General features: G+C 48.5%; 25 protein-coding genes. 12 read left to right on the top strand and 13 right to left on the bottom strand.

All coding sequences use genetic code 11. The annotated features are described in order from the left end of the window. Positions 1 to 29: 29 nt before the first annotated feature. Positions 30 to 1,865 carry an LTA synthase family protein gene (locus ACTJJJ_RS08215; RefSeq protein ID WP_440701697.1) on the bottom strand — a complete coding sequence of 612 codons (1,836 nt, stop codon included), beginning with the start codon at positions 1,863 to 1,865 and terminating at the stop codon, positions 30 to 32. A 148-nt stretch (positions 1,866 to 2,013) separates the two neighbouring features. On the opposite strand from ACTJJJ_RS08215, the gene ACTJJJ_RS08210 reads away from it, so the two are divergent. Both ACTJJJ_RS08210 and ACTJJJ_RS08205 read left to right on the top strand, forming a co-directional pair. Next, a complete protein-coding gene (locus ACTJJJ_RS08210) occupies positions 2,014 to 4,200 on the top strand; it encodes a glutamine synthetase III family protein (protein WP_188928727.1) in 2,187 nt (728 codons plus the stop codon). Positions 4,201 to 4,229: 29 nt separating this feature from the next. Continuing rightward, on the top strand, positions 4,230 to 4,781 hold the full coding sequence (locus tag ACTJJJ_RS08205; protein WP_188928729.1) for a hypothetical protein: 552 nt from the start codon (positions 4,230 to 4,232) through the stop codon (positions 4,779 to 4,781). A gap of 134 nt (positions 4,782 to 4,915) precedes the next feature. Here the strand turns inward: ACTJJJ_RS08205 and ACTJJJ_RS08200 are convergent, their stop codons facing one another. Next, on the bottom strand, positions 4,916 to 5,926 hold the full coding sequence (locus ACTJJJ_RS08200; protein WP_188928731.1) for a glutamine synthetase beta-grasp domain-containing protein: 1,011 nt from the start codon (positions 5,924 to 5,926) through the stop codon (positions 4,916 to 4,918). A gap of 394 nt (positions 5,927 to 6,320) precedes the next feature. Between ACTJJJ_RS08200 and ACTJJJ_RS08195 the strand changes: the two genes are divergently transcribed. The 3 genes from ACTJJJ_RS08195 (at position 6,321) to ACTJJJ_RS08185 (ending at position 8,758) form a co-directional block, all read left to right on the top strand. After that, positions 6,321 to 7,028 (top strand): RsmE family RNA methyltransferase, encoded by a 708-nt coding sequence (locus tag ACTJJJ_RS08195; RefSeq protein ID WP_188928733.1) that lies wholly within the window; start codon positions 6,321 to 6,323, stop codon positions 7,026 to 7,028. Positions 7,029 to 7,221: 193 nt separating this feature from the next. Further along, positions 7,222 to 7,881: a DUF4159 domain-containing protein gene (locus tag ACTJJJ_RS08190; protein ID WP_188928735.1), complete on the top strand. Its 660-nt coding sequence runs from the start codon at positions 7,222 to 7,224 to the stop codon at positions 7,879 to 7,881. A 130-nt stretch (positions 7,882 to 8,011) separates the two neighbouring features. Next, positions 8,012 to 8,758: an acyl-CoA desaturase gene (locus ACTJJJ_RS08185; protein WP_188928737.1), complete on the top strand. Its 747-nt coding sequence runs from the start codon at positions 8,012 to 8,014 to the stop codon at positions 8,756 to 8,758. 357 nt (positions 8,759 to 9,115) lie between these two features. On the opposite strand, the gene ACTJJJ_RS08180 is transcribed toward ACTJJJ_RS08185, so the two are convergent. From ACTJJJ_RS08180 to ACTJJJ_RS08160, 5 genes are all read right to left on the bottom strand, one after another. Continuing rightward, a complete protein-coding gene (locus ACTJJJ_RS08180) occupies positions 9,116 to 10,498 on the bottom strand; it encodes a sensor histidine kinase (protein WP_188928739.1) in 1,383 nt (460 codons plus the stop codon). 3 nt (positions 10,499 to 10,501) lie between these two features. Next, entirely contained in the window at positions 10,502 to 11,179 is a 678-nt protein-coding gene (locus tag ACTJJJ_RS08175; protein WP_188928740.1) for a response regulator, read from the bottom strand. Then, the gene (locus ACTJJJ_RS08170) at positions 11,176 to 11,709 is read right to left on the bottom strand and encodes a 5' nucleotidase, NT5C type (protein WP_188928742.1); all 534 of its coding nucleotides are present in this window, start codon (positions 11,707 to 11,709) and stop codon (positions 11,176 to 11,178) included. Before ACTJJJ_RS08170 ends, ACTJJJ_RS08175 begins: the two co-directional genes overlap by 4 nt. Continuing rightward, on the bottom strand, positions 11,709 to 13,007 hold the full coding sequence (locus ACTJJJ_RS08165; RefSeq protein ID WP_188928744.1) for a dihydrolipoamide acetyltransferase family protein: 1,299 nt from the start codon (positions 13,005 to 13,007) through the stop codon (positions 11,709 to 11,711). Before ACTJJJ_RS08165 ends, ACTJJJ_RS08170 begins: the two co-directional genes overlap by 1 nt. 64 nt (positions 13,008 to 13,071) lie before the next feature. Further along, positions 13,072 to 14,343: a competence/damage-inducible protein A gene (locus ACTJJJ_RS08160; protein WP_426294153.1), complete on the bottom strand. Its 1,272-nt coding sequence runs from the start codon at positions 14,341 to 14,343 to the stop codon at positions 13,072 to 13,074. 107 nt (positions 14,344 to 14,450) lie between these two features. On the opposite strand from ACTJJJ_RS08160, the gene ACTJJJ_RS08155 reads away from it, so the two are divergent. Both ACTJJJ_RS08155 and gldC read left to right on the top strand, forming a co-directional pair. Then, positions 14,451 to 15,176, top strand: coding sequence for a DUF4197 domain-containing protein (locus ACTJJJ_RS08155; protein WP_426294154.1), 726 nt, complete (start codon positions 14,451 to 14,453; stop codon positions 15,174 to 15,176). A 70-nt stretch (positions 15,177 to 15,246) separates the two neighbouring features. Continuing rightward, the gene (gene gldC / locus ACTJJJ_RS08150) at positions 15,247 to 15,588 is read left to right on the top strand and encodes a gliding motility protein GldC (RefSeq protein ID WP_188928749.1); all 342 of its coding nucleotides are present in this window, start codon (positions 15,247 to 15,249) and stop codon (positions 15,586 to 15,588) included. A 50-nt stretch (positions 15,589 to 15,638) separates the two neighbouring features. Here the strand turns inward: gldC and ACTJJJ_RS08145 are convergent, their stop codons facing one another. The 3 genes from ACTJJJ_RS08145 to ispG are packed head-to-tail and all read right to left on the bottom strand — an operon-like array spanning position 15,639 to position 18,187. After that, positions 15,639 to 15,998, bottom strand: a complete 360-nt coding sequence (locus ACTJJJ_RS08145) for an MmcQ/YjbR family DNA-binding protein (RefSeq protein ID WP_188928752.1) — start codon at positions 15,996 to 15,998, stop codon at positions 15,639 to 15,641. Continuing rightward, positions 15,995 to 16,174, bottom strand: a complete 180-nt coding sequence (locus tag ACTJJJ_RS08140) for a DUF6728 family protein (RefSeq protein WP_090379576.1) — start codon at positions 16,172 to 16,174, stop codon at positions 15,995 to 15,997. Before ACTJJJ_RS08140 ends, ACTJJJ_RS08145 begins: the two co-directional genes overlap by 4 nt. A gap of 9 nt (positions 16,175 to 16,183) precedes the next feature. After that, complete coding sequence (gene ispG / locus ACTJJJ_RS08135) at positions 16,184 to 18,187, bottom strand: (E)-4-hydroxy-3-methylbut-2-enyl-diphosphate synthase (RefSeq protein WP_426294155.1); 2,004 nt, start codon at positions 18,185 to 18,187, stop codon at positions 16,184 to 16,186. Between the two features lie 318 nt (positions 18,188 to 18,505). Between ispG and ACTJJJ_RS08130 the strand changes: the two genes are divergently transcribed. From ACTJJJ_RS08130 to ACTJJJ_RS08120, 3 genes are read left to right on the top strand one after another with little or no spacing between them, the layout of a single operon-like run. Next, positions 18,506 to 19,234, top strand: coding sequence for a hypothetical protein (locus ACTJJJ_RS08130; RefSeq protein WP_426294156.1), 729 nt, complete (start codon positions 18,506 to 18,508; stop codon positions 19,232 to 19,234). A gap of 26 nt (positions 19,235 to 19,260) precedes the next feature. Then, positions 19,261 to 19,635 (top strand): hypothetical protein, encoded by a 375-nt coding sequence (locus ACTJJJ_RS08125; protein ID WP_426294157.1) that lies wholly within the window; start codon positions 19,261 to 19,263, stop codon positions 19,633 to 19,635. Between the two features lie 5 nt (positions 19,636 to 19,640). Beyond that, positions 19,641 to 20,717, top strand: coding sequence for a T9SS type A sorting domain-containing protein (locus tag ACTJJJ_RS08120; RefSeq protein ID WP_426294158.1), 1,077 nt, complete (start codon positions 19,641 to 19,643; stop codon positions 20,715 to 20,717). A 26-nt stretch (positions 20,718 to 20,743) separates the two neighbouring features. Here the strand turns inward: ACTJJJ_RS08120 and ACTJJJ_RS08115 are convergent, their stop codons facing one another. The 3 genes from ACTJJJ_RS08115 to ACTJJJ_RS08105 form a co-directional block, all read right to left on the bottom strand. Continuing rightward, the gene (locus ACTJJJ_RS08115; RefSeq protein WP_426294159.1) at positions 20,744 to 21,826 is read right to left on the bottom strand and encodes a GHMP family kinase ATP-binding protein; all 1,083 of its coding nucleotides are present in this window, start codon (positions 21,824 to 21,826) and stop codon (positions 20,744 to 20,746) included. A gap of 4 nt (positions 21,827 to 21,830) precedes the next feature. Beyond that, positions 21,831 to 23,054 carry a sugar MFS transporter gene (locus tag ACTJJJ_RS08110; RefSeq protein ID WP_188928764.1) on the bottom strand — a complete coding sequence of 408 codons (1,224 nt, stop codon included), beginning with the start codon at positions 23,052 to 23,054 and terminating at the stop codon, positions 21,831 to 21,833. Between the two features lie 68 nt (positions 23,055 to 23,122). Then, positions 23,123 to 24,475 carry a Gfo/Idh/MocA family protein gene (locus tag ACTJJJ_RS08105; RefSeq protein ID WP_188928766.1) on the bottom strand — a complete coding sequence of 451 codons (1,353 nt, stop codon included), beginning with the start codon at positions 24,473 to 24,475 and terminating at the stop codon, positions 23,123 to 23,125. Positions 24,476 to 24,780: 305 nt separating this feature from the next. On the opposite strand from ACTJJJ_RS08105, the gene ACTJJJ_RS08100 reads away from it, so the two are divergent. Then, positions 24,781 to 25,197 carry a 6-pyruvoyl trahydropterin synthase family protein gene (locus ACTJJJ_RS08100; protein ID WP_188928769.1) on the top strand — a complete coding sequence of 139 codons (417 nt, stop codon included), beginning with the start codon at positions 24,781 to 24,783 and terminating at the stop codon, positions 25,195 to 25,197. Then, entirely contained in the window at positions 25,157 to 25,846 is a 690-nt protein-coding gene (gene folE, locus ACTJJJ_RS08095) for a GTP cyclohydrolase I FolE (protein WP_188928771.1), read from the top strand. The genes ACTJJJ_RS08100 and folE overlap by 41 nt, the downstream gene beginning before the upstream one ends. Positions 25,847 to 25,870 lie beyond the last annotated feature (24 nt).

Raw genomic sequence — 25,870 nt, 5'->3', positions numbered from 1 at the left:
AAATATCCTGCAAAATTACACCTTTATTATCAACGCTTTAAATAATCTCCAAAAGAAGATTGCAGGTAGGCCTTGCCCAGCGCTTCTTCCTGCTGTGGCAATGCGCCTTTTTTTTCGGTGATATTCCCTCCGATGTTGTCCCGCACGAGAAACCCGCCGGGGCGCATCCAGCCCAGGCCGTTGTTGAATGCGAAATAGGCAAAATCGTGGCGGCCTGTCTTGAAAATGTCGTTACTCCACGCAAAAGTTCCGGAGGGAAGGTGCATTTGGTTCAAAATCGTGGCGGCCAGGTCAGTTTGCGACGCCAATGTGTCCACGCGGGCAGGTGCGACCGTGAGCGCCCCGCCGAGCCAGAGCATGGGAATATGAAATTCCGAGGGCTTGTCCTTCCGGGTTTCCGGCAGCGGATGCCCGTGGTCTGCGATGATAACGACAAGCGTATTCTTCCACCACGGTTTGGTTTTAGCCTCCCGCAAAAATGCTCCGAGAGATTCATCAGTATAATGTAATGCGTTCAGGAACAAGTGTTCCGGATCGTTGCCCGGGATCATCGTTTTGGTGGGTACTTCAAACGGCTCGTGACTGCTTAACGTAAATATTGTTGAAAAAAATGGCTGCTTTTCACGGTCGAGATCATGCATTAACCGCTTGAAAACCACATGGTCGTGTGCCCCCCATTTAGAGTTCATGTCTTTGGAATCGAACTCGGCTTTGTCGATAATGCGGTCGAAACCCTGTTGGAGGAAATAGGATTTCATATTCGCAAACTCGGTTTCGCCCCCGTAATAAAAGGAAGTTTGCCAGCCACGCTCCTTGAAAATGGTCGGTAGAGAAGGCAGCGAGGCGGTTTTTTTGGGTATTTTAATGATGGAAGTGGTCGGTTGTGCGGGATAACCGCTCAAAATAGCCACCATACCCTTGTCGCTACGGTTGCCGCTCGCATATATATTGGTAAAGAGCAGGCCTTCTTTCGCAATCCGGTCAAATTGCGGGGTAACCTCTTTTAATCCCCCCAACGAACTCACTGCTTTGGCCGTAAAGCTTTCCCAAATAATTACGAGCACATTCTTTTTACCGGTGGTGTCGATGATTTGCGTTGTTTCGCCATTTGCTTTATACAGATTCGCCACCGTATGGTTAGCCTCCGAATCTTCACCGTATTTGAAAGGATTTTCATTGGAATAACCCTCATTGAGCAACGACCGGACGTAATTCCATGGCACGTTCACGGCCGCGTAATTGGCAAAACTCTTATCGCTGAAAAAGACTGCACTCTCGTTCATCGGAGCGAGCTGGAAGCCGCCGCGGATTGGGATGATCAGGCTCCCGGCTATGACAAGAAATGCGGGGATCATGTATAGGTGGGCCGACCGCCGGAATGAGCCGGTTATTCGCCGGACAATGGTTTGTAAAATACGGTTGATCAGAAAAATAAGCCCGACCAGCAGCAGAAGAAGCGGAAAAACCGGTGCCGCACCCATCGATGCCATCGCTTCGGAGGGCGTTTCGAGGTAATGCAGCGAAGTAGCGTCGATCCGGAAACCCCAGGCACGGAAGAGTTCGAGGTCGACGACCGACAGCAATGTGATGAGCGATACGATAATGATCGTGTAAATGGATAACGTCCTGCGGTACCAGTCCCAGCGATGCCCCGTGAACATCATTAACAATGTAGGGATCGCCAGAATATAGGCGGCGAAGGAAATATCCATCGGTAGGCCGTGGCTCGCGCTTGCGACCCACAGCGAGGAGGGAAGTTCGAGCGCCTTTTTATAATGATATGCCAGGAAAATGATACGGAAAAACTGGAAAATCAGAACCCAGGCAAGCCCGTACAAGGCGACAAATTCAAGTCTCTTAAGCATTGGTGTCTATGAACAATTTGCAAAGTTCTTAAAAATGCGTTAACCTGTGGTAACCGTTGGACAGCTATTGTGAAAATGTAGAGAGGATTTGTGGTTCGTATCGGTAAATAAATAATTTTGGGGAGAATTAATATAAATCAATAAATACATGACTTTTCGTTCCAAAGCTTTTGAGATCGCGCAAGGCCGCGTCTCGCCTGTTTTGACCCCTCCCACAGAAAAAGTAGCCGACCTTTATGGTAGCAATACATTCAGTGATGATGTGATGAAGACCCTGCTTTCGGCAGAGGCATATACCAAAATCTCCAACGCGATCCGCTCCGGCTCGACCATCGACCGCGAAGTGGCCGAAGAAGTGGCCGCCGCGATGAAATCGTGGGCTATTTCCAAGGGTGCGACGCACTATACCCACTGGTTCCAGCCGCTCACCGGAACGACTGCCGAAAAACATGATTCGTTTTTTGACCTGACTATGGATGGTAAAGCGGTAGAGAAATTCAAAGGCAGCGCGTTGGTGCAGCAGGAGCCGGATGCTTCCTCGTTCCCAAGCGGGGGCTTGCGCGCTACCTTCGAGGCAAGGGGTTACACAGGTTGGGACCCAAGCTCGCCCGCATTCCTGATGGACAATGGTGCAGGCGGAAAGACATTGTGTATCCCGTCGGTTTTTATCTCTTATAATGGAGAGGCACTGGATTACAAAGCGCCTCTTTTGCGCTCGCTGATGACGCTCGACAAGGCGGCAACAGGTGTTTGCCAATTCTTTAACCGCGATGTTGCCAAGGTAACACCGACGTTGGGCATCGAGCAGGAGTATTTTTTGGTCGATAAGGCATTGTACTATGCCCGTCCCGATTTGCTGATGTCCGGCCGGACGGTTTTCGGGCATAATCCCGCACGCGGCCAGCAGCTCGACGACCATTATTTTGGTTCGATCTCACCACGGGTGAATGCATTTATGGTGGATTTTGAGTTCGAAGCGTTGAAGCTCGGTATCCCGGTGAGAACGCGCCATAATGAAGTGGCTCCCGGCCAGTTCGAATGTGCACCCACTTTCGAGGAAGTCAACCTTGCTATCGATCACAACGCATTGTTGATGGACTTAATGCAGAAAATCGGGGACAAGCATAACTTTCAGGTCCTTTTCCACGAAAAGCCATTCGCCGGTATTAACGGGAGCGGAAAGCACAACAACTGGTCGCTTTCGACGGATACAGGCATTAACCTGCTTGCACCAACTTCGAAACCAAAAGAGAACCTCCGCTTTCTGACGTTCCTGATGAATGTGGTGAAAGCCGTTCACGATCATGCCGATCTGTTGCGGGCTTCCATATCGTCCGCGGGTAACGAGCATCGCCTGGGAGCGAACGAGGCACCGCCGTCGATCGTTTCGGTGTTTTTGGGGGGAGAACTTACGACCATGCTGGAAGAGCTCGTTAACAAAGGGGAAATTACACTTGAAAAAGGGGAGAACTTCTACTATAAACTGGGTATTACCCGTATTCCAAACCTACAACGCGACAACACCGACCGTAACCGTACGTCGCCATTCTGTTTTACGGGAAATAAATTCGAATACCGCGCCGTAGGCAGCTCACAAAACAGCGCGTCGCCGATGATCATCCTGAACACGATCGTCGCTAATCAGCTGCTCGACTTCAAACGTGAAATGGATGAGCGCCTTGCAGCTGGTGAGGAAAAGAAAGTGGCAACCGTAGAGATACTGAGACGCTATTTCCTTGAATCTAAAAACATCCTTTTTGAAGGAAACGGGTATTCGGATGAATGGATTGAGGAAGCAGCGAAACGCGGGTTAAGTAATATCCGTGAGACTTATGATGCACTATACCCGTATAAGACAGACAAGACCGTCGGGGTTTTTGAAAGAACCGGTGTGCTGAGCTCCCGTGAACTTCACGCGCGCTACGAGATCGAGCTGGAAAATTATGTGAAGAAGTTACAGATAGAATCACGCGTGATCGGTGACCTGGCGTTGAACCACATTGTGTCGACGGTCGTGAAATACCAATTCAAACTCGCACAGACGGCCCGCTCGCTGACCGACCTTGAAATGCTGGAAGAAGCCGAGCCGATCAAGGAAATTATCCGCGACATTTCTTCGCACGTGGTGGTGATAAAAAAGCTGGTGCACGAAATGACCGAAAGTCGCAAAAGGGCCAACAATATCGAAGGTCTGTTCGAACGCGCCAAATGCTATGGTTCGGAGGTGAAAGGCTTTTTCGATGAGATCCGTTATCACGTCGATAAGCTCGAATTGTTGATCGATGATGAAGACTGGCCGCTTGCCAAGTACCGCGAAATGTTATTTTTGGAGTAATTTTGCAATTGAATCAAAAAACAATGAATATGAATCCCGGATTTGATCCAGAAGAAATCGCTCAACTTAAAGAGGAATGCAAGGCCGAGAATGCGAACTTTATATATGTAGAGGACGAGTTTGAGGATGACGACGATAATAACGAACATGCACACGTCCAGTTTGTCGGTAAGTATAAAGATCAGGAGGTCATTTACGACGCATTGATTTTTACATTGCGCCTGCACCACTCAACGCTCGTGTACGACGAAGCGCTGGAACGGTTGAAGAAGGAAATGCCAAACTATGTGTCGCCTGATGAGCGCCCTGCAAACTATAAGATCAGCGACGAGCAGGAAGACGAAGCTGAACTGCTCCTGACCGAATTCATCGAGGAGATCGAAGAAAATGAGGAAATTACGGTCCGCGAGCATGTCGAGATCGACGACCAGTTCGAATACGGCGTAGGCCTGGAAGTGGGATTAAATAAAACGGAGATCAACGACAAGATCATCAGCGATTTCGTAAAAGCCTTCACTACCGGTAATGTACAGCTCGATCCGACGTTGTACTCGTTCACTGGCAGCGAGGACGAAGACTGATTCCAATGCATAATTTGTAAAAGAGTGCCTTTTACCGAAGGCGCTCTTTTTTTGTGCAAATCTTTCAGGCGTTAAAACAAAATGACCACCTTTTCGAGGTGGTCATTTTGCAAAAATATGTTTCGTTCTGCGAATTAGATAGCAGATTTAACAGTCTTGATAATGCGAGCTGCTACTTTGTAAGGATCAGCTGCCGAGTTTGGACGACGGTCTTCCAGGTATCCGTTCCACCCTTTTGCAGGGACAGTAACAGGGATACGGATAGAAGCACCACGGTCGGAAACACCGTAGCTGAAATCGTGGATAGAAGCAGTTTCGTGCTTTCCAGTCAGACGGAGGTGGTTGTCAGCACCGTAAACTTCGATGTGCTCTTTCACCACAGGACGGAATGCTTCGCAAATTTTGTCGAAAGTATCTTTGCTTCCGGCAGTTCTCAAAGTAGTGTTTGAGAAGTTAGCGTGCATACCTGAACCGTTCCAGTCAAGCGCGCCAAGCGGCTTGCAGTGCCAGTTGATGGAAACACCATATTTCTCACCGATTCTTTCCAGGAGGTAACGGCCAAGCCAGATCTGGTCACCAGCTTCCTGCGCACCTTTTGCGAAGATCTGGAATTCCCACTGTCCTGCTGCTACTTCTGCATTGATACCTTCCACGTTCAAACCTGCTTCGAGGCATGCGTCAAGGTGTTCTTCTACGATCTCGCGACCGTACGCGTTAGCTGCGCCAACTGAGCAGTAGTATGGCCCTTGTGGAGCAGGGTAACCGCCCGCAGGGAAGCCGAGAGGCTTGTTGGTTTCGTTATCCCAAAGGAAATATTCTTGTTCAAATCCGAACCAGAAGTCGTTGTCACCATCTTCAATAGTAGCACGGCCGTTTGATTCGTGAGGAGTTCCGTCAGCGTTCAATACCTCGCACATTACCAGGTAGCCATTCTTACGCTGTGGATCAGGAATAATGTAAACCGGTTTCAGCAAACAGTCGGAAGAACCGCCAGGAGCCTGCTCAGTCGATGAACCATCAAACGACCACATTGCGCAATCTTCCAGTTTTCCACTAAAATCGTTTTCAATTTTGGTTTTGCTGCGTAAACTTTGGGTCGGCTTGTAGCCATCCAACCAAATATATTCCAGCTTGGACTTTGACATAATAGTACTAGATAAAGTGGTGACGAATAATTATAACGGCACAATATTAATGCAAAAATGTATTTACAAAAAATAAATGCTAGGAAAAATTAACCTTCCACAAAATATTATTGCGTTCGTGGTAGTATTGTCAGTAAAAAATGCACTATTCCAATAAAACAACCCTGTTTCAAAAAACGCGGTTTCGAAGGTTTTTTTTGATAAAAAGTCGGAAACAGGTTAAAAATATGCCTTTGAAAATATAAAATAGCGAGAATATCCTATAAACTGTAACTTTTGAATCCTCGTGCAGATAGAATTCTGCGGGGATTGTAAATTTTGTGCTGTTGCCGATATTTTGTATATTTTTGAAGGCTTCATTGGTATTTGCCGACATCACTACAATATTAGAAAAATGCATTTGTTTTACCAGCCTGACCCTCACGTTTTTGAACTCGACGAAGAGGAAGCAAGGCATAGTTCGAAGGTTTTGAGGCTGGGTTCCGGCGACATGATTTACGTCACAAATGGCAAAGGCCTGCTGCAAAAATGCCGGCTCAACATTCAGGGACGTAAAGTAGGTTATGAAGTGATAGAGTCCAAAATGACGGACCGGAGGAATTTCGCCGTCAATATGGCGATCGCGCCCACGCGCAAGGCCGAACGGAATGAATGGATGGTGGAGAAAATGACCGAAATAGGGGTGGAGCGCATCGATTTTGTTGTGACGGAACATACCAACCCTGAGACTTTGAATCGCGTCGTGAACCTGACCAGGCTGAACCGCATCGCCGCCGCCGCCATGAAGCAGTCGCAGCAATATTATATGCCGGTAATTACAGTAAATAACAAGTACGAGCCGTTTATTAAAAGCATTGATGACGCTATCCGTCTGATTGCCTATGTTCCTGAGCAAAACATCGTGGAGCACGTTTTTGGTAGAATTAAAAAAGGTAGCGACACCAGACTGCTGATCGGCCCGGAGGGAGATTTCAGTCCAAGAGAAGTGGAGTTGGCCCTTGAAAACGGTTTTCAAACGGTTTCACTTGGCCCTACTCGCCTCAGAACAGAAACCGCCGCCGTCGCAGGATGCCACGCCATTAACCTGGCGCAGATTTTGTAATGATGGCATGAGTGAATTTTGAATGACCGAATGACTGACCGGGCCGCCGGTGCAATGACTGAATTGTTTTCAGGTTTTAGCAAAGGAATTTTAGTCTTCATGGATCAACTCAAGATTATTCAATCATTGCACCGGAGACCCGGTCAATCATTCAATCTTTTAAAAATTATTCGCACATTCACTCATTAAACCCATGAAGCCCCGCCTCCTCGTTATCGCCTTTTTACTCTGTACCGCCGTCACCTCGTACGGGCAATCGTCTCTAAAGATCGCCAAGCTCAAATATGGCGGAGGGGGTGATTGGTATGCCAATAAAACATCACTTCCCAATCTGATAAAGTTTTGCAATGCGGAGCTTAAAATGAATATCAATCCGGTTGAAGACGTGGTGGAAGTGGGCAGTCCTGATATTTTCTCCTACCCGTTTGTGCATATGACCGGGCATGGGAACGTCGTTTTCAGCGATGCGGAAGCACAGAACCTGAGAAACTACTTGCTTTCGGGTGGGTTCCTGCATGTGGACGACAATTATGGGCTCGACCAGTTTATACGCCGGGAAATGAAGAAGGTCTTTCCCGAACTCTCGTTCGTAGAACTTCCGTATGATCATCAGATCTACAATATGAAATACAAATTCCCCGACGGCCTACCCAAAGTACATGAACACGACGGAAAACAACCGCAAGGCTTTGGGCTGATCTGGCAGGGACGGCTGATCTGCTATTACAGCTACGAAACCGATTTGGGAAATGGCTGGGAAGACCAGAGTGTATATAACGATCCCGAAGAAATGCGCCGGAAGGCGTTACAAATGGGGGCGAACCTGCTTAGCTACGCATTCATGATCGAGTAGGCGAGTGATGCTTCGGGTGCCCGTAAGGCCTATGGCTATATTCCAAATTTAGTTTGGGAAATTTCGGTTTTCTAACCTTTGGCACTTACTTTTGTACAAAGTTTAGTATATTATTATTTTACGCCGTTCCATGTATATAGTCCTGATTGTATTTGTTGTACATTGGTATTTGTCACTATTCTGTCAAACCTTTTTCCTGCACCGCTATTCCGCTCATAAGATGTTCATTATGAGTAAGCCCTGGGAACGGTTCTTCTATTTGCTCACTTATTTATCTCAAGGCTCCTCGTACCTGAGCCCGCGTGCATATGCAATCCTGCACCGGATGCACCACGCGTTCAGCGATACCGAAAAAGATCCCCATTCCCCGCATCATACCAAAAACGTGTTCACGATGATGTGGGAGACGAAAAATATCTACAATGCGGTTCTGAACCGCAAACGCGCCATCGAGTCGCAGTTTGAAAGAAATTACCCTGAATGGAATTTTGTAGAGAAGCTCGGTGATTCCTGGATTTCCCGGGTTGGCTGGGGACTTATCTACCTCTCATTTTATGTGCTTGCCTACATTTATCTGGATATGCACTGGGCGTTCTTCTTCCTGTTGCCGATCCACTTCCTGATGGGCCCGATCCACGGCGCGATCGTTAATTGGAGCGGACATAAATACGGCTACCAGAATTTCGATAACGACGATAAGTCCAAAAACTCCCTGATCTTCGATTTCCTGATGATGGGAGAACTTTTCCAGAACAACCACCACAAACGGCCCAACTCGATCAACTTCGGTTCAAAATGGTTCGAAGTCGATCCGACCTACCCGGTGATCAAGCTGCTGAGCAGGTTGAAGATTATTGAGATTCGAAAGAAGAACTGATAAAATGACATTTTGCAAAGCCCTTCGTCGATTCGGCGAGGGGCTTTTTGCTGTAAAGCTCGTCTTCGATTGCGCTCAGACTGACAATTTCCGATAGGTCACCCCGAGTGTGTGCCTATGTCAGTCTGAGCGCAGTGCGTATGTCGGTCTGGGCGTAGTCGAAGACAGCCAGAACCGCAAGACGCTAGAATAGCCACAAAAAATAGGCAGGCGTGAGAGACGCCTGCCTATTTGCTTATTAACACCACAAAAAATGAAATCCTTTGAATTTGCGATTGGGATATCTTTACGCCCTATCGACAATACAAATAAGATCAACAATACTTAAAAAGGCGTTAATAATAAGTTAGAATTTGCTTAGAGACGCAAAAAAGTTAGGCGAAAGGTAGTACCCTTGGGAATGTTGGATTGGATGCTAATGCTGCCATTGTGTAGCTTTACGATGCGTTCGACAAGGGAAAGCCCAATGCCGTAGCCCTTGATGCTCGCGGTGTTGTCGCTGCGGTAAAATGGCTGGAAAACGAGGCTTTTATCTTTCTCAGGAATTCCCTTTCCAGTATCGGCAAAAGTAAGCCCGAGCTGCCCGCGCGACGGGTGCAGGCAAACGTTCACCGTGTTGTCGTCCGAAAATTTGCAGGCATTGTCCATCAGGTTCAGGAAAGCCGTTTTGAGCAGTGTCGTATTGCCGGTGATTTCGAGCCAGGTATCGTCCTCCGGGAGCTCGTCGAAGTTGAGGTAAATGTTGTAGGCCGGATTCGCCTCCGCGAGGTTCATACGGCAGTCGAGCAGGAGGTCGTCTACGCGGATAAGCTCCGTAAGCAGGTCGCGCTGATCTTCGCTTACCTTGGCAAGTTCCAGCAATGTGTTCGAGAGCTGGCCCAGCTCCTGAATGTCTTCGAGCACGGAGCGGATCGTCATCTGGTATTCGAGCGGATTCCGTTCTTTCAGCATGCTGACTTCCAATTGCGATTTGATCTTAGTAAGCGGGTTTTTCAATTCGTGCGAGACGTTTGCAACAAAGATCTTTTGCATCTGAAAGGCCGTTTCGATACGGTCGAGCAGTTTATTGAATGTGACCGTCAACCGCCCGATCTCGTCTTTCTGGTTAGGTACATTCAGCCGCGTATCCAGCTTTTGGGGCAGGATGCCTTCCACCGCATTCATAACCTTTGAAATAGGCCTCAATGCACGTTTCGAGAATATCCATCCTACGATCGCCACCACGAACGTGACAATGAGGTAAAGGACGGTCAACAACGTTTTAAGGTTCGAAAGGTTGGCCTGCCCGTACAAATCCTTCGCCCCGAGCATAACCACCGCCTTGTTGAAGGGGTATTTGTAGTAGAGCCCAACCACTTTGTAGTCTCCGTCGTCGTACCGGATCTGGCCTGCTTTGCGGATTTCGTCGAGCCAGTAGTTGGAGACGTGCAATGCTTTGAGCTGCGGAGAGGTAGAGTTACTGTAAATGAGCCGGTTCTTTTCGTCGAAAATGAAGATATTCTCGTCGTAGATCAGATCACGGTTGGTTTCGTCGAGGGCTTTCAGCACCTCTGCATTGATGAGCGGCACCTGTACTTTCAGCAGAAGCTCCGCCTGAGACTTGGCTTTCGAGCGTAGCCGGTCGTAAAAGTCCTCGGTTACGTTATAATAGGTGAAAAAGTAGACGGCCAGAAAGGTGACCAGCAAAATACCGCTTACCAGCAAGGAAAACTGAACCGTAAGTCGGGTGCGGATTTGCATAGCTTATTCTACTTTGAGCACATAACCCATGCCGAACTGGGTGTGGATCAGTTTTACCGGGTAATCTTTATCGATCTTTTTGCGAAGGTAATTTACATATACTTCAATGACATTGGTACCTGTGTCGAAACCGATGTCCCAGACCTGTTCCGCAATCTCGACCTTTGAAATAACTCTTCCCTGATTGCGGATCAGGTATACGAGCAGGTTAAATTCCCGAGCCGTCAGATTAATCTTATTACCCGAACGATAAACGGTTTTGGCGTCCAACGATACTTCAAGATCCGCAAATTTTAAAACTTGTGCCGTATGCGAAATGGTCGATCCACGCTTCGTAAGCGCACGTACACGCGCAAGCAGCTCTTTAAATTCGAATGGCTTGACCAGGTAATCGTCCGCGCCGGCATCAAGGCCCGTTACTTTATCGTCGGTAGTGCCAAGGGCTGTCAGCATGAGGATAGGGGTCTCATCGCCCCAGCTGCGTATTTCCCTGCATAGCTCGATCCCATTAATGCCGGGAATGATAATGTCACTGATAATTAGCTGGTAAACATTGCTGCGTGCCAGTTGCTTTCCGATCAGCCCATCATAGGCTATATCGACATCATAGCCATTCTCTTCCAGCCCCTGCCGAATTGATTGCAATGTTTTCGGCTCGTCCTCTATCAATAACAGTTTCATACGCTATGCAAAAATAGTTCTGACACATCCTTCCAACTTGAAACGCGCTTATAATTGGTTTCCCTTAGGTTATGCGGGGCTGAAAAAAGGATTCCCTTGCCTTTGAATGCCGCCAGGTTACGCACATGGTCGTCGATCAGGTAGTCCGACTGGATAATACTTTTATATCCGCAGAAAACTACATTCGTCCACGGAATAAATGGAAAATGCTTTTTAAGCCAATCGAACTTATCGCGAAATGAATTGGGGAACTCCATGCAGGCTGTGGCGACGAACAGTTCGTAATATCTGGAAAGCTTGTGCACGGTTTCAATTGCGCCTTCTTTTACCGGGATATCCGCAAAAAAGCCGGGCGTATCCATGATCTTGTGCAGCTTCGATAGCTGTTTCGGGTGCAGCAGTTCCCTTAATCCCTTTGTCTGGAAATCCTCCCGGTTCAACACGGTCGAAAAGTCTGCGAGGACGATGTCGACGAGCTTTTCGTGGGTATTCGCCAGCACATCGTCCATGTCCAGGGTCAATCTCAGCATCAGATTATGGTTCGGCTAATATCGAAGTTTTCGAGATAATCGTTCACGCGTTTCAGGAACAAGCCGCCCAGCGAGCCGTCCACCACGCGGTGGTCGTACGAATGTGAAACGAACATCATGCTGCGGATACCGAGCAAATCGCCCTGCGGTGTTTCGATCACCGCTGGTTTCTTTTTGATCGCTCCGAACGCCATGATCGCCACTTGAGGCTGAACGATGATCGGCGTTCCCATCAGGTTTGCAAATGCCCCGATGTTTGAAACTGTATAGGTACCGCCTGCTAGGTCGTCAGCTTTTAACCTATTCTCCCGTGCTCGTTTCGCGAGGTCGTTGACTTTGCGGGCGAGGCCTGGCAGGTCATAACGGTCGGCATTGTGAATGACCGGTACGATCAGGTTCCCGTCCGGTAATGCCACGGCCATTCCTATGTTAATGTCTTTCTTTTTGATGATTTTGTCGCCCTCCACCGAAATGTTGATCAGCGGATAATCCTTGATGGCTTTTACGACCGCTTCAATGAGAATAGGGGTAAATGTGATGCTGTCGCCCGTTTTCTTACGGTAATCTGCCTTGACGTGCTCCCGCCAGCTGACAACCGGCGTCATATCCGTTTCGATGAACGAGGTAACGTGCGCTGAAATCCTTTTCGATTCCACCATCCGCTGGGAGATCATCTTCCGCATGCGGTCCATTTCGATGATCTCGTTGCTGCCATTCAGCGAAGTGGCTGGCGCAGCTATAACCGGTGCCTTTTTGCGCCGGTGCTCCACATAGGAGAGAATATCGTCCTTGGTAACCCTGTTTTCGAGCCCCGTTCCTTTGATCACTTTCAGTTCATCCACCGGGATTTGTTCGTTGCGCGCAATGCTAAGCACAAGCGGTGAATAGAAGGAGTTGGCCGCGGTATCTGTTGGAGCATATTCATAAACCGGCTCCGGTGTTCTGCTGACAGCCGTTTGAAAGTCTTTTTCAAGTACCGCTACCGTTTCAGCTACGTCTGCTTCTTCCTCCACAGCTGTTAAAAGCGGCGAGCCGGCATCCTGTGCAACCACATCATCGTCAACTTCTATCTGCGCGACAGCACTGCCGATCGGAACCACATCGTCGATCTTGACGAGCCATTTGGTAAGTGTTCCCTCGTAAGGGCAGGGGACTTCGGTATCTACTTTATCGGTAGCCACTTCCAGGATGGAGTCATCGATCCGCACTTTCGCCCCCTCTTCTGCAAGCAGGTGAAGCACGGTGCATTCCATGATGCTTTCCCCCATCGGAGGCATTACCATTTCAACTATTTTCATACTGGGTGTTTTTTCGAAGGTAATGAAAACATGCTTTCGTTACCTCTTTGATGCTGATCTTCGTTTACCCCTTTACTGCGAGAGAAGTTTTTAAAATGGTTTTTCTCAACAGATTGAGTGCGTAAGAGCAGGTTAATTCTATATTGATTTTTCTGTTGTTCCTTAATGTCAGTAATTGGGTAAAGGTCTCCTCGGGCGTCGCGCAGGCGATCCACACGGTGCCCACCGGCTTTTCTGCTGTGCCACCGTCGGGCCCTGCGATACCGGTAGTTGAGATGGCAAATGTGGTGTTCAGCAATCGGCGTGCGCCCTCGGCCATTTCGCGCGCCGTTTGTTCGCTCACCGCACCGTAGGCTTCAAGCGTTTCGTGCGATACACCCAGCACATTCATTTTAACATCATTACTATAACTCACCACCGAGCCTTCGTAATACCGCGATGAGCCGGGAATACTCGTGATTTGGTTGGCAACATAGCCTCCGGTGCAACTTTCAGCGGTGCCTACTGTCGCATTGCTATTTATCAGAAGGTTGCCGATCACGGTTTCGAGCTCGTCTGAATCGTAACCGAATACGTGTTCTTCGATCAACGGCATAACCAATGAAACCTGCTGGGCCAATTCTTTTTCCAGAACATCCTGATCCGTGCCGGTACCGGTAAGCCTCAGCCTTACCTGCCCGAAATGCGGCAGGTAAGCCAGTTTAATGTGCTCGGGCAATGCGTCCTCCCAGGCGGAGATTTTTTCGGCAAGAAAAGATTCTCCAATGCCGATCGTACGAATCGATTTATGCTGAATGATGTGGGTAGAAAATCGGGCTTTGAGCCGTGGCAGGATTTCGAATTCCATCAAACTCTTCATTTCATAAGGAACGCCGGGGAGCGACACATAAATGACCCCGTCCTTTTCGAACCACATGCCTGGGGCTGTTCCCCAGAGGTTCGGAATGTAGGTACAGTTTTTGGGAAGCGCTGCCTGTTGAATGTTCAGCTCGGTCATGGCGCGGCCCCGTTTGGCGAAAAATTCGGTAATGAGCGTCAGGGCGTCCTGGTGGATTTCTAGCTCGGTACCGAAATATTCGCAGAACGTGTGCTTCGTAATATCGTCCCGCGTGGGCCCGAGGCCGCCGGTTACGATCACCACATTCACACGCTGGCTGGCTTGCGTAAATGCATCCAGGATGTCCTGCTTGTTGTCGCCAACAGAAGTTTTCCTTGCCGGACGGATACCGATGTCAGTCAGTTGGGTGCCAATCCATTGCGTATTCGTGTCGACGATTTGACCAAAAAGAATCTCGTCACCGATCGTGATTATTTCAGCCCTGGCGGAGGAAATCATAGGTTTTCAACAGGTTAAATGGGACCGTTATTTTCCCAAAAATAAGTAAAATTAATCGTTATTGAGTACGTTTGAACCGTAGTGAAATATTAACAAACTCTATTATAATGAAATACAAAATCCTTTCATTAACGCTGTTTTGGCTCATTTTAGGACACACTTCGCAAGCACAGTTCAATCTCGGGAAGTTGCTCGGCAAGGGAGGTGGGAAAAGTGGCGGACTCAGTGAGAATGAGATCGTTCAGGGCTTGAAAGAGGCGTTGAACGTGGGTGTCAGTATCGGTTCGGACTCCGCTTCGAAGTTGGATGGTTTCTTCAAAAATGAGCTGATTAAGATCGCTGTACCGCCCGAAGCGCAAAAAGTGGCCGAAACGCTGCGCAAAATGGGACTTGGGGAACAGGTTGATAAATTTACATTGTCGCTCAACCGCGCCGCAGAGGACGCTGCCAAAAAATCCAAGCCGATTTTTTTTAAGGCGGTTAAATCCATGACCGTCCCCGACGCATTAGGCATTCTGAAAGGCTCTGACGACGCGGCAACGCAATATTTGAAGAAAAGTACTAACGATGAGCTTTTCAAGACATTCTTTCCGGTAGTTGACAGTACCTTGAAACTCAACAAAGCGACGCAGTATTATGCGGACATTGTCAAAACTTATAATCAGATTCCCCTGGTTAAAAAGGTGAACCCCGATTTGAAGGCGTACGCGACGCAAAAGACGATCGACGGCCTGTACGTGTTGATCGCGCAGGAGGAAAAGAAAATCCGTGAGAATCCGGGTGCGCGGGTGACCGATTTACTGAAAAAAGTGTTCAGTCAGTCGGGGAAGTAAGTTGGGCTTCCCTGATTTGGACTGCCCGTTTGGGTTCAAATGCTTACTTTTGTAAAAATTAACACCTCTTATGAAAAAGTCAGAAATACATTTCACCGTTGAACTAGACGAAAAAAATATACCGGAGAAGATCTTTTGGGACGCGACCGATAACCCGAATGAAGGTATCAACGACACCCGCGCGATCGCGATCGGCGTATGGGACCATTACCACCGCGGAACGCTGAAAATCGATCTCTGGACCAAGGATATGGAGGTTTTTGAAATGAAACGCTTCTATATCGAACTCATGAGCGGTATCGCGGACACCCTGCTGACTGCCACAAACGACCGGGGAATGGCCGATCTGATCGAAGGCGTTTGCGACACGTTGAGCAAGCGACTGGATGAAGAAATGAAAGCGGCGAAATAATCGGATATCAGTCTGAGCGCATGGGACGGCCCCATACGCTCAGACTGACATTACACAATATCTTTTAATTCCAGTTGCGATTTTTTCGGTAAACCGGCCACAACCAGGTCGTAGGAGTCTTTCACCCAGCCAAAAAGCGCTTCGCTCGGAATGCTGCCGGTCACAAGCACCGTATTCCAATGCTTTTTACTCATATGGTACCCCGGCTTCACGTCGGGGTATTTTTCTCTTAATTCTTCCGCTTTTTCCGGGTCGCATTTCGCATTGAACTGATGCTGCGGCGAATCCAGCGGCGTAAGCAGGAATACCTTTCCCACCACTTTAAATACCAGCGTATCGGGGCCAAATGGTAATTCTTCCGTTACGCCGGGCAATTTCAGGCAGTAATCCCGCAGCGATTCAAGGTTCATCGTGTTAAGGCTCTGACGATCATGATAATCACACAAATCAAAAACATGACGATCGAGATACGATTGATCCCGTGCATCATGCGCAAGTTGAACGAATCGGGGTTATTCGGGTCGCGCTTTTTGAAAACGCGGATGAAGTAAGAAAACACTTCGCCCAGTTGAAAATACTTTTTCATTGTATTTGTTTAAACCAAAATTTCACGTTCCTCCGGCTCTATCCACCGGCCATCTTCCCGGATCAGCTCGATCAGCTCCTCCACCGCTTTGGATGAATGTACCGACCGTTTGATCACTTCCTGGCCCCGGTACAGCGCAATTTTGTCCTTGCCCATTCCCACGTAGCCGTAGTCGGCGTCGGCCATTTCTCCCGGGCCGTTCACAATACAGCCCATAATACCGATTTTCACACCTTTCAAATGCTCCGTATGTTTGCGGATCATCGCCGTTGTTTCCTGCAAATCGAATAAGGTGCGGCCACAGGAAGGGCAGGAAATATATTCCGTTTTCGACATCCGCGTGCGCGCCGCCTGCAAAATGCCGAATGCAATACTATTATAGGAAGCGGCGGCTTTCAACTTGTCCGCGTGCGTAGTGCCTTCCGCAAATTCAGGCGAAAGCAACGTTCCGTCGCCGAAACCGTCCACTAGCAAGCCGCCAATGTCTGTGGCGGAGTATAAGGTCAGTTTATCGCCAAGATTAGTTTGATACCTCCCGTTTATGATCACCGGGACTTTGATGTGCAGCTCTTTCAGTTTGTAAAAGAACCGCCGCATTTCCGGCATCGCGTGCGCATTATGCGTATGTAGCAGGAGCACAACGTTCTTTTTATCTGAAATAGCATTCAGAAATGCCTCGTCGAACGTGTGGATATCCCCTTTGATAAAATTCAGGCCGGAAGAAGTTTCCGCTGCGGCATTCCATTCTGAGATTTCGAACAGCGGGAATTTGTTGCCTTTTTCAGGATGTACCAGCCATTGGGGGTAGTCCAATATCTCGCGCAGGCCGTTTGGCAGCATGAAAGGCACCGGTTTTTGCCCTGTGTAGATAAAATCGGCACCCTGGTCGTTCATGGCCCATTTGTCGGGAACCGGCAGAAAGAAGTGCCCGATACTTTTTAGATTGTCGAGCTGCTGAACATCGATATTCGAATAGTCGGCAATAACGCGCGGCACATTCAAATGGCCGATATTGTAAACTTCCTGCGTATCGCGACGGGTATATTGGAATGGATTGATCGGGCAATGGTCAATCGGCTCGATCGGCGCATGCGTAGCGCGCGACGTGTACCGCTCGATCAACGCACGAGCCACAGGCGCCTCTTTTTCCGGTGCCTCGGTCAATGACACCCGCACCGTATCGCCCAGGCCGTCTTCCAGCAAAGTACCGATGCCAACCGCCGATTTAATGCGGCCATCCTCTGCCTCACCTGCCTCGGTAACCCCCAAATGCAGCGGATAAGGCTTCAAACCTTCCTCAGCCAGCCGTTGCACCAGCAAGCGATAAGCTTCCACCATCACCTGCGTATTGCTCGACTTCATCGACAATGCGATGTTATAGTAATTGAACTCCTCACAAATCCGCAAAAATTCCAGCGCCGATTCCACCATTCCCAGCGGGGTGTCACCATAGCGGCTCAGAATCCGGTCCGAAAGCGAGCCGTGGTTGGTGCCAATGCGCATTGCCGTGCCATATTCCTTACAAATTCTCACCAGAGGAATAAACTTCTCCCTGATCCTTTCCAGCTCGGCGGCATAGGAAGCGTCGGTATAATCGATCACTTCAAAACGCTTGCGGTCGGCATAGTTACCGGGGTTGATCCGCACCTTTTCGACGATCCGTGCGGCTAGTTCGGCTGCGTTGGGCGTAAAATGGATATCGGCGATCAGAGGGACCTGAATGCCCAGCTTCCGCAATCCATTGCGGATATTTTCAAGATTCTGCGCCTCCTTCACGCTGGGCGCAGTAATGCGTACGTATTCGCAACCAGACTCCACCATCCGGATCACCTCGTCAATCGAGCCCTGCGTATCCATCGTATCGACGGTCGTCATTGACTGCACTCGGATCGGGTAATCGGAGCCCATTGGAATATCGCCGATATGGATGGAGATCGTCCGGCGCCGTTCATAGGCGGTCAGCGACGGGCAGTAAATATTAGTCTTTTGTTCAGAAGGTGTGATCACGGTCATGGAATGGTAATATCGACAAAGGTCTTAAAACTAAAACACAATTGGAATCCCAATGGTGCATTTTTCCATTGCCGCCTGCTGGTTTGTAACCAATGCTTATCGTATCGTAGATTTCCTACGCGGCGACCGGTCGTATATTAATTCCAGCCGGACACTCATATCAAATATGAATGGTTATGTTTTGTATTTGAAAAGTTAAATATTTGTTTCCGCCACCCCGATAGCACATAGGAAAAATCACTTACTCAATGTTCCGAAAAGGGCCGCTGAATGGTCGCGGCATATGCATGCATTATTCACCATGTAAATCGGAGCTATATGAAGAAAGCAAGTCTATGTTTAGTTATCACACTGCTATCACTGGGCGCATCCGGGCAAGCATTACCGCGCTGGAACTACCCGTGCAAGCCCGGAACTCCATGCTGGAATGCGCTTACGTCCGTTGCGGAAAGGCAGAATGCCTGTCAGATCACGGGTATCGATTTGAGCACATTGAGTACCGAGGAGTTGCTGCTGATCACGATGGAACATCCGTTTTTTCGGAGTTATGTTTTCCATGACAGTGCAATTGAAGGAATAGATTATGCAGTGGATGGGTTTAATGGATTCCAGGAATTTCTAGCCCGCAAGGACGCTATGAAAACGCTTACCGGAATTTATATCCGGGAAGATTTCAGTAAAGTGTTGGAAATGAAGGATTCGATTCAAATAGGAGACTACACGCTGAAATGGACAGGCGTTGAATTGTTAATGAACAATCCCAAGCTGCAAGCGCAATTGTCGCGCGATGAACGTATTCCCTATCTCAAACAAGTCTTTGAAAAACTCGTGTTGAAAAAACGTTTGAATACGTTTTTCGGCGGCACCAGCCTCGCAGCTACCGCCCTGATTTATTATGCTTTGGCCAAATCGATAGGCCATGAGTTTCCTTCAATTATTTCGGATGTTAAATATGTCGACCTTTTTGAATCGAAGCTGATTGTAACGGATGGAAACCTGGTGAAACTGTTACTTGCCGATTTTGCGGAGTTTGTCGAAAAAAAATGATTCAATTTCACTAAAACCTAATAGTCATGAACCAAACGAAAGTTATGCAACACTGGGCAGTCATAGCCCTGTTCTTGTTGAGTGCAGCCACTGCCTGCGTGGAAAGTACTGCTTTGGAAGACATAGATCAGCCATGTTTTACGAAAGAGTCGTTGGAAACGGTCCCATGGATTGTGGACGAATTAAAACCTTACTCAGACCCGAGAATGGGGGGCTACTATGCGGCAGTGTACATTTATGACGATAAGCAGTTTCTTGCGATAATGCATCCGTTTGATTGTTCGCCGATAGGTCACGTTTTCAATTGCGCAGGAGTCCCTCTGGATTCCCTGGATATTGATGTCAGGGATTTTTCGGATAGAAGAAGATTAGCAGTGGTCTTGGCAGAATTAAAATTCTAAGACATATGAAAAACTTTGTAACAACAATGCTCCTCTACTTTCTATCCAAGTTGTTGTTGGCGCAAGTCAATACTCCTAATGGCGTACAGGTACCACCTGGTGCCATTACCGTATATGATAATGTGTCACCCAACACGAATATGGAATTGCAGGCGGCGCAAAATGCGATACAGAATGGACTTTACGGTGCAAGTTGCTTAGTTATTGGGAATTATTCGAGACAATATAATTGTCATGGTTACGCCTGGCATGTTTCAACTGGCGGTAATCAGGTTGTGATTTTAAGCGCCCAAGGCGGAATTACGCCTTATGTTTCGGGAGTTAATCCGAGTTATACCCAAACCAATTACAACAGCACGAAGGGAAAAGTGCGGGTCCGCTATACGGGAGACCATTCGGCAATTACCACATACGATGGAAAGTTTATTTCCAAATGGGGTGCCGGACCATTGGTTAAACACAATGCGCTCGACGTTCCGCCGGGTTACGGCAATCCGTCGACCTGCTGGACCTGCAACTACGCCCCGCCGCTAACCAGTGTCTACCTCGACGGCAAGTTGATCTCCGGAAGCTTCCAAAACACGACGTGGGGAGCGCACAATATGCAAATATTCTGGGGCCTCGACCCTGATACAGGCCCGATATTCAGTTCAACTGCCGGTAGCACCATCATCAATAATCAGAATTCAGGTACTGTGAATTTTACATTTAATGGCCCTTCGAATAATGGCGGTGTTTCGATCGCATTCTGTGGAGCGCCGCGGCATTCGTTTACATTCTTCAAGCCAAGCGGAGCCAAAATGCAGGTTTATCCAAATCCGGTTCAGGACGAAGGTGTTATCTCGATACTGTCTGATTCACAGGAGGATATTCGAGCGGTTAATCTCGATAATCGGGTTAATAAAATGACCAAACTAAGTCTGCTGGATGACCGGCAGCAGGTTGTACAGAATTATTTGCCAGACGGCGAAGGGAACCAAACGACGGTCAAGTTGAAAGCAGGATTGAAGGGAGCTTACTTTTTAAAAGCAACTTTCGAAGACGGAACAATCCAAACAAAGCGAGTGCTGATCGAGAAGTGAGGCGACAAAGCGCCCCGGATGGAAGATTATCCTTCAATCCGGGTGCCTTCGTCGACTGTAATGATATAACTCTTGCCACCTTCGCGTTCGATGGCTTCGGCCACTTCCTCTGCGTGCGTGGGGGCATATGCGAACATGCAGCCGCCTCCGCCGGAGCCGTTGATCTTGCCGCCCAATGCGCCGGCACCGAGTGCCGCGTTCATCATACGTTCGATTTTCGGCGTGGAGGTCCGTTTGTGGTCGCGGAGGTTTTGGTAATGCTTGTAGAGCAAGCCTCCGAATTGCTTGTCGAAATTCTGGGTCGCGTGGTCTTCGGCGCTGTCGATCAGCAGGGCTTTCCCTTCGATGAGAATATCTCGATCTTCAATGTTCGCTTTAAGCAGGCCTAGCTGGTCAGTAGATAGCAATGACTTGTAATCTGCCAACTGGTCGATCGCTGTCGTGAAAATAGAAAACGAGGGATCGTAATCGGTGACGATTTTGATCACATCCTCCATTCCGTATCGACAGCGGGCTATAATGCCTAGGGTGTCCTTCGGTTCCAGCGAATCGCCCAGGACGAATGTCCCCAATTTGGGCGTCAATGCTTCTACCTTTATTACGGGCGTCGACTCCAGGTAAATGACGTTGCCAATGGCAGTGGAATAATTGTCCATCATCCCCCCGGGCTCGCCGAATTCCAGCACCTCGGCGGCATTGGCGATTTCTCCCAATTCCTTTTTGGAGAAATTGAGGGGATTGTCGCTTAGCTGGTCCAGGAATTTTGCCCAGGAAACGATCAGCGCAGAAGAGCTGGACGTTCCCGAATTGATAGGGATATTGCCGTGGATGGTCGCTTCGAAACCTTTCGAGAATGTCAGCCCTTTTCTTTTGACAACATTAACCGTGCTGCGGAAGTAGTCCCGCGGCTTGACGTAAGGGAAGGTTGTGTCGAGCGAAAACGTTTCTGTCGTGCCCAGATCGGGCAAATGCAATACTATTTTATGATCATCGCGACGGTCGCCATCAACGCTAATCCTTCGCGATATGGCCGCTGCGATCACGGGGAGCCCCAGGTAATCCTGGTGTTCCCCGAAAAAGCAAATGCGGCCGGGAGTTGAAATCCTCATTGAACTACCAGCTTTTCTTTTTGTGGCCTGCAAAGCCGAAATACAGCATGTAAATGTAAAGTGGAACCAAAATCCAGTAAGCTTTCTGCGTACTGCCGATCGAGTCGGCGATGCTTCCGTAGACCAAAGGTAATACCGCACCGCCGGAAATACCCATTACAAGCAATGCAGAAGCGATCTTTGTGAATTTACCCAAGCCGCTCAAAGCTAATGGCCACAATGCAGGCCAGATCACTGCATTGGCAAAGCCGAGTATTGCAATGCAGATCACAGAGGTGAAACCGGTAGAGTTGATGGCTATCACAGTTACAATCAGTCCCAGAATAGCCGAGAATTTTAAATAGGCCTGCTGCGATACATATTTGGGGATCAGTACAATACCAAGCAAATAGCCGGTCATCATACCATATAATGTATAGGTTCCGAACAAACGGGCCTCTTCCTCAGGAAAACCGAGTGAAACCCCGTAGCTGATGATCGTGTCGCCGGCGATTACCTCGGCACCTACGTAGCAAAACAATGCTAACACACCCAACACGAGGTTAGGGAACTGCAATACACTTGTTTTCTGTGCCGCTACCGGCTGGCCCACTACGGGCGCATCATCTTCTTCTTCGCTCACTTCTACCAGTCCTTTCGACATTCTGATCACCAGTGCCAGAATCACCAATACGGCTGTCAGCACCAGGTAAGGCATTGCCACTTTGTCGAGCTCCGACTTTGGATCTCCCGTGGACGCGCCTGCGAGAAGGAGTTTACCGAAGATGATCTGGCTGAAAATACCCGCCGATTTGTTCGCAATACCCATAATACTGATACGCTGTGCAGCACTTTCGCGCGGCCCTAGTATCGTCGCATATGGATTGGAAGCGGTTTGCAACACGGTAAGGCCGATCCCGATCGTGAACAAGCCGACCAGAAACAGCGGATACGAGGCCATTTCCGCAGCCGGAATGAAAATCAGCGTACCTACTGCCATAACCCCAAGCGCCAGCGACATACCGTTTTTAAAACCGGTTTTTTTCAAAACCATCGAACACGGGATTGCCATGACTGTGTAGGAAATAAAAAACGCGAACGTTACCAGGTAGGAACTGGTGTTGTCGAGTGAGAATGCTTTCTTGAAGAAGGTGATCAGAGTTCCGTTAACCCATGTGACGAAACCCATCACAAAGAATAGAATGCCGATAATGAAGAGGGGACCCAGGTAACTGTTCTTTTTGCTCATTTAAGTCGTATTTGGATAAGTTGTTCAGGTTATTCGGTATGGGTAAAAATTTGGATTTGTTATAATACTCAATATTCATCATTCAGGCCAAATATTGGCTTGTTTGTTCGCCATTTTCCCCGCGTAAAGTCCGGGATCTCAACGGGCGAGCTTCCACGGGCGATTGAAAGCTCGGACAAGGGACTGATCGCGCTCCAAACCGCTGCGTCGTAAACGTCGATCGGTGGGGCTGTTTTGCGCTTGATAGCCTCTACAAAGCCTCTTAACACAAAGTAATCGATACCCCCGTGACCTGCATTCTCGGCTTCTTTGGCATATTTTGTCCAAAGTGGGTGATCGTTCTTGTCGAGGTAAGGCTTGTCGGGTTCGCCGATGTGCTCTTTGGGAGATACGCCTTCGAGGTAAATCGTGTGGCCGTCGTTCATCCAGATCCCCTCAGTCCCCTGTGCACGGAATGCGAGCGAGTAGGGACGCGGTGAGTTGGTATCGTGGACGAGCACGATGTTTTCGCCATTATAGCATTGAATGACGGTTGTCACGATGTCGCCCAGTTTAAAATTCACTTTGGCATTAGGATGGTCCTTGCCGCCGTGGTCTACTATATATTTATGTAAACCTCTGGATTTGGTGCTGGTGGATGTTAGATGCGTAAAACAGTTGCCCCGGTTGATATCGAGCCAATGCGCCACTGGTCCGAGCCCGTGGGTAGGGTAGAGGTCCCCGTTACGGTCGACGGAATGCTGGGTGCGCCATTTTGCCTCGGAGAAGCCTTTCGTACCAAATTCGACGCCGTGGCCTTCATTGCTTTTGCCGGTGTTGAACTTAATGGCCCGTAAATCGTGCTGGTATCCGCAATGCGCGTAAGTCATTTCGCCAAACATGCCTGCCCGGATCATTTTGAGAATGGCCATCACATCGCGGCGGTAGCACACATTTTCGAGGATCATGCAATGCGAGCCGGTCTTCTCGAAAGTATTGACCAGGTCCCAGGATTCCTGCAACGTAACGGTAGCCGAAACTTCCACCGCCGTATATTTCCCTGCATTCATCGCCGACAGTGCCATCGGCACATGCCATTGCCAGGGTGTAGCAATGAGTACACCGTCCAGATCGTCGCGTTTGACGAGGTTCAGAAAATCTTCCTCGCCTTTGGAATACACGGCTGGTGCTTTGCGCCCCGCTTTTTTGATCTTGTCAAGCGTGATGTTGACGGCGTCGGGGTCGATATCGCAAATTGCATTGATTTCGACATCCGGACGGAAAAGTGCCTGCTCCACATGGTTGCGGCCTCTCAGCCCGACCCCGATAAATCCCAAGCGTACATTTCCTGCCGGTTTTGCTTTTTTTAAGTTAAGCGATGGGATGATCCCCGTGATGGGTGCCGCCAATGCTGTTTTTTGCAGAAAATCACGTCTATCCATATCAAAATCTCTTGAAAGTTTGCGGCACGGATAGTAGAAGATTATTTGGTCTTATCCGGTCCGGGGCTGCAATTTACACGCAAAACCCAGATTTTTAAATTTTTTTATTAATTAAAAATTGACATTGCGGACGCTTTGCGATAACACGAAATAGGAACGCAGTGAACAATTTGCTAGCTTACAGCGTTTACCCAAAGCAAGAGACTCCTGAGAGCGACTCACAGCATGCTCGGACCCTTAAATGTGTTGGACACAAACTTTGTTACGACATTTAAGGCAAACTAAAATTTTAAGTGGTTTAAAATATGGTGCAAAAGGTGGCGGTGTTCCGCAAGGAGCATTTCAATGCAGCCCATCGTCTTCATAATCCGGAATGGTCGGAGAAAAAGAACGGGGAGGTTTTCGGAAAGTGCAACAATCCCAACTTTCACGGACACAACTATGAACTGATCGTGCAGGTAACGGGTCCGGTTGACCCCGAAACAGGCTATGTGATGGACATGAAAGTGTTGAGCGCCATATTGAAGGAATCCGTTATCGACCGGTTTGACCACCGGAACCTGAATCTCGACGTTGATGAATTCAAAACCCTTAATCCGACCGCGGAAAATATCGCGATCGTTATTTATTCAATTATAAGACCCCAAATAGAAGCAGGTCTTGACCTGAAAATCAGATTGTATGAAACAGAACGGAATTTTGTCGAGTATCCAGTCCAGTGAAGCTTTGGACATCGAGGAGGTTGGTGACGATCATTTGTTTTCAGGAATAGAGACTCCCCTTCGTAAGGACGCGTTCGCGATGGAGGACGAGCTTAAAATGGAGCTTATAGAGAAGCATTTTCGCCACATTATGGAGATCATGGGTCTGGATATGACCGACGACAGCCTTAAAGGCACGCCAAAGCGGGTTGCGAAAATGTATATTAAAGAAGTTTTCAGCGGTTTGGACCCCAAGAACAAACCGGCCATCGCGCTCTTTGATAATAAGTATAAATACAACCAAATGCTGGTTGAGAAGGACATTACCGTGTTTTCGAACTGCGAACACCACTTTGTTCCGATTTACGGCAAAGCGCACGTTGCCTATATTTCGAGCGGGAAGGTGATCGGCTTGTCGAAACTGAACCGCATCGTCGAATATTATGCTAAACGCCCGCAGGTGCAGGAAAGGCTGACCGTTCAAATCGCCAATGAATTGAAGCAGGCGTTGCAAACCGAGGATGTTGCCGTGGTAATCGACGCGCAACACATGTGCGTACAGTCACGAGGGATACGCGATTCCGGTAGCTCGACCGTTACCGCTTATTATGGCGGTAAGTTCGAGGAGGAGATGACCAAGAAAGAATTTTTGAGCTACCTCGGAATGTAATCCCCAAAGCAATATCTGACTATA

It is taken from the genome of Dyadobacter sp. 22481 (assembly GCF_052044875.1).
In the GTDB taxonomy this organism is placed as follows: Bacteria; Bacteroidota; Bacteroidia; order Cytophagales; family Spirosomataceae; genus Dyadobacter; species Dyadobacter endophyticus.
Note: the sequence above shows the minus strand (reverse complement) of the source record. Positions and strands in the feature narration are given on the sequence as shown.

Bases quoted from the DNA above. Each gene is read 5' to 3' on its own strand.
- ispG (WP_426294155.1), bottom strand. From the start codon at position 18,187: ATGACCGTGATCACACCTTCTGAACAAAAGACTAATATTTACTGCCCG.
- ACTJJJ_RS08195 (WP_188928733.1), top strand. From the start codon at position 6,321: ATGCATTTGTTTTACCAGCCTGACCCTCACGTTTTTGAACTCGACGAA.
- folE (WP_188928771.1), top strand. From the start codon at position 25,157: ATGAAACAGAACGGAATTTTGTCGAGTATCCAGTCCAGTGAAGCTTTG.
- ACTJJJ_RS08110 (WP_188928764.1), bottom strand. From the start codon at position 23,054: ATGAGCAAAAAGAACAGTTACCTGGGTCCCCTCTTCATTATCGGCATT.
- ACTJJJ_RS08200 (WP_188928731.1), bottom strand. From the start codon at position 5,926: ATGTCAAAGTCCAAGCTGGAATATATTTGGTTGGATGGCTACAAGCCG.
- gldC (WP_188928749.1), top strand. From the start codon at position 15,247: ATGAAAAAGTCAGAAATACATTTCACCGTTGAACTAGACGAAAAAAAT.
- ACTJJJ_RS08160 (WP_426294153.1), bottom strand. From the start codon at position 14,343: ATGATTTCCTCCGCCAGGGCTGAAATAATCACGATCGGTGACGAGATT.
- ACTJJJ_RS08120 (WP_426294158.1), top strand. From the start codon at position 19,641: ATGAAAAACTTTGTAACAACAATGCTCCTCTACTTTCTATCCAAGTTG.
- ACTJJJ_RS08205 (WP_188928729.1), top strand. From the start codon at position 4,230: ATGAATCCCGGATTTGATCCAGAAGAAATCGCTCAACTTAAAGAGGAA.
- ACTJJJ_RS08215 (WP_440701697.1), bottom strand. From the start codon at position 1,865: ATGCTTAAGAGACTTGAATTTGTCGCCTTGTACGGGCTTGCCTGGGTT.
- ACTJJJ_RS08170 (WP_188928742.1), bottom strand. From the start codon at position 11,709: ATGCTGAGATTGACCCTGGACATGGACGATGTGCTGGCGAATACCCAC.
- ACTJJJ_RS08130 (WP_426294156.1), top strand. From the start codon at position 18,506: ATGAAGAAAGCAAGTCTATGTTTAGTTATCACACTGCTATCACTGGGC.
- ACTJJJ_RS08185 (WP_188928737.1), top strand. From the start codon at position 8,012: ATGTATATAGTCCTGATTGTATTTGTTGTACATTGGTATTTGTCACTA.
- ACTJJJ_RS08155 (WP_426294154.1), top strand. From the start codon at position 14,451: ATGAAATACAAAATCCTTTCATTAACGCTGTTTTGGCTCATTTTAGGA.
- ACTJJJ_RS08105 (WP_188928766.1), bottom strand. From the start codon at position 24,475: ATGGATAGACGTGATTTTCTGCAAAAAACAGCATTGGCGGCACCCATC.
- ACTJJJ_RS08175 (WP_188928740.1), bottom strand. From the start codon at position 11,179: ATGAAACTGTTATTGATAGAGGACGAGCCGAAAACATTGCAATCAATT.
- ACTJJJ_RS08165 (WP_188928744.1), bottom strand. From the start codon at position 13,007: ATGAAAATAGTTGAAATGGTAATGCCTCCGATGGGGGAAAGCATCATG.
- ACTJJJ_RS08100 (WP_188928769.1), top strand. From the start codon at position 24,781: ATGGTGCAAAAGGTGGCGGTGTTCCGCAAGGAGCATTTCAATGCAGCC.
- ACTJJJ_RS08180 (WP_188928739.1), bottom strand. From the start codon at position 10,498: ATGCAAATCCGCACCCGACTTACGGTTCAGTTTTCCTTGCTGGTAAGC.
- ACTJJJ_RS08125 (WP_426294157.1), top strand. From the start codon at position 19,261: ATGAACCAAACGAAAGTTATGCAACACTGGGCAGTCATAGCCCTGTTC.
- ACTJJJ_RS08140 (WP_090379576.1), bottom strand. From the start codon at position 16,174: ATGAAAAAGTATTTTCAACTGGGCGAAGTGTTTTCTTACTTCATCCGC.
- ACTJJJ_RS08115 (WP_426294159.1), bottom strand. From the start codon at position 21,826: ATGAGGATTTCAACTCCCGGCCGCATTTGCTTTTTCGGGGAACACCAG.
- ACTJJJ_RS08210 (WP_188928727.1), top strand. From the start codon at position 2,014: ATGACTTTTCGTTCCAAAGCTTTTGAGATCGCGCAAGGCCGCGTCTCG.
- ACTJJJ_RS08190 (WP_188928735.1), top strand. From the start codon at position 7,222: ATGAAGCCCCGCCTCCTCGTTATCGCCTTTTTACTCTGTACCGCCGTC.
- ACTJJJ_RS08145 (WP_188928752.1), bottom strand. From the start codon at position 15,998: ATGAACCTTGAATCGCTGCGGGATTACTGCCTGAAATTGCCCGGCGTA.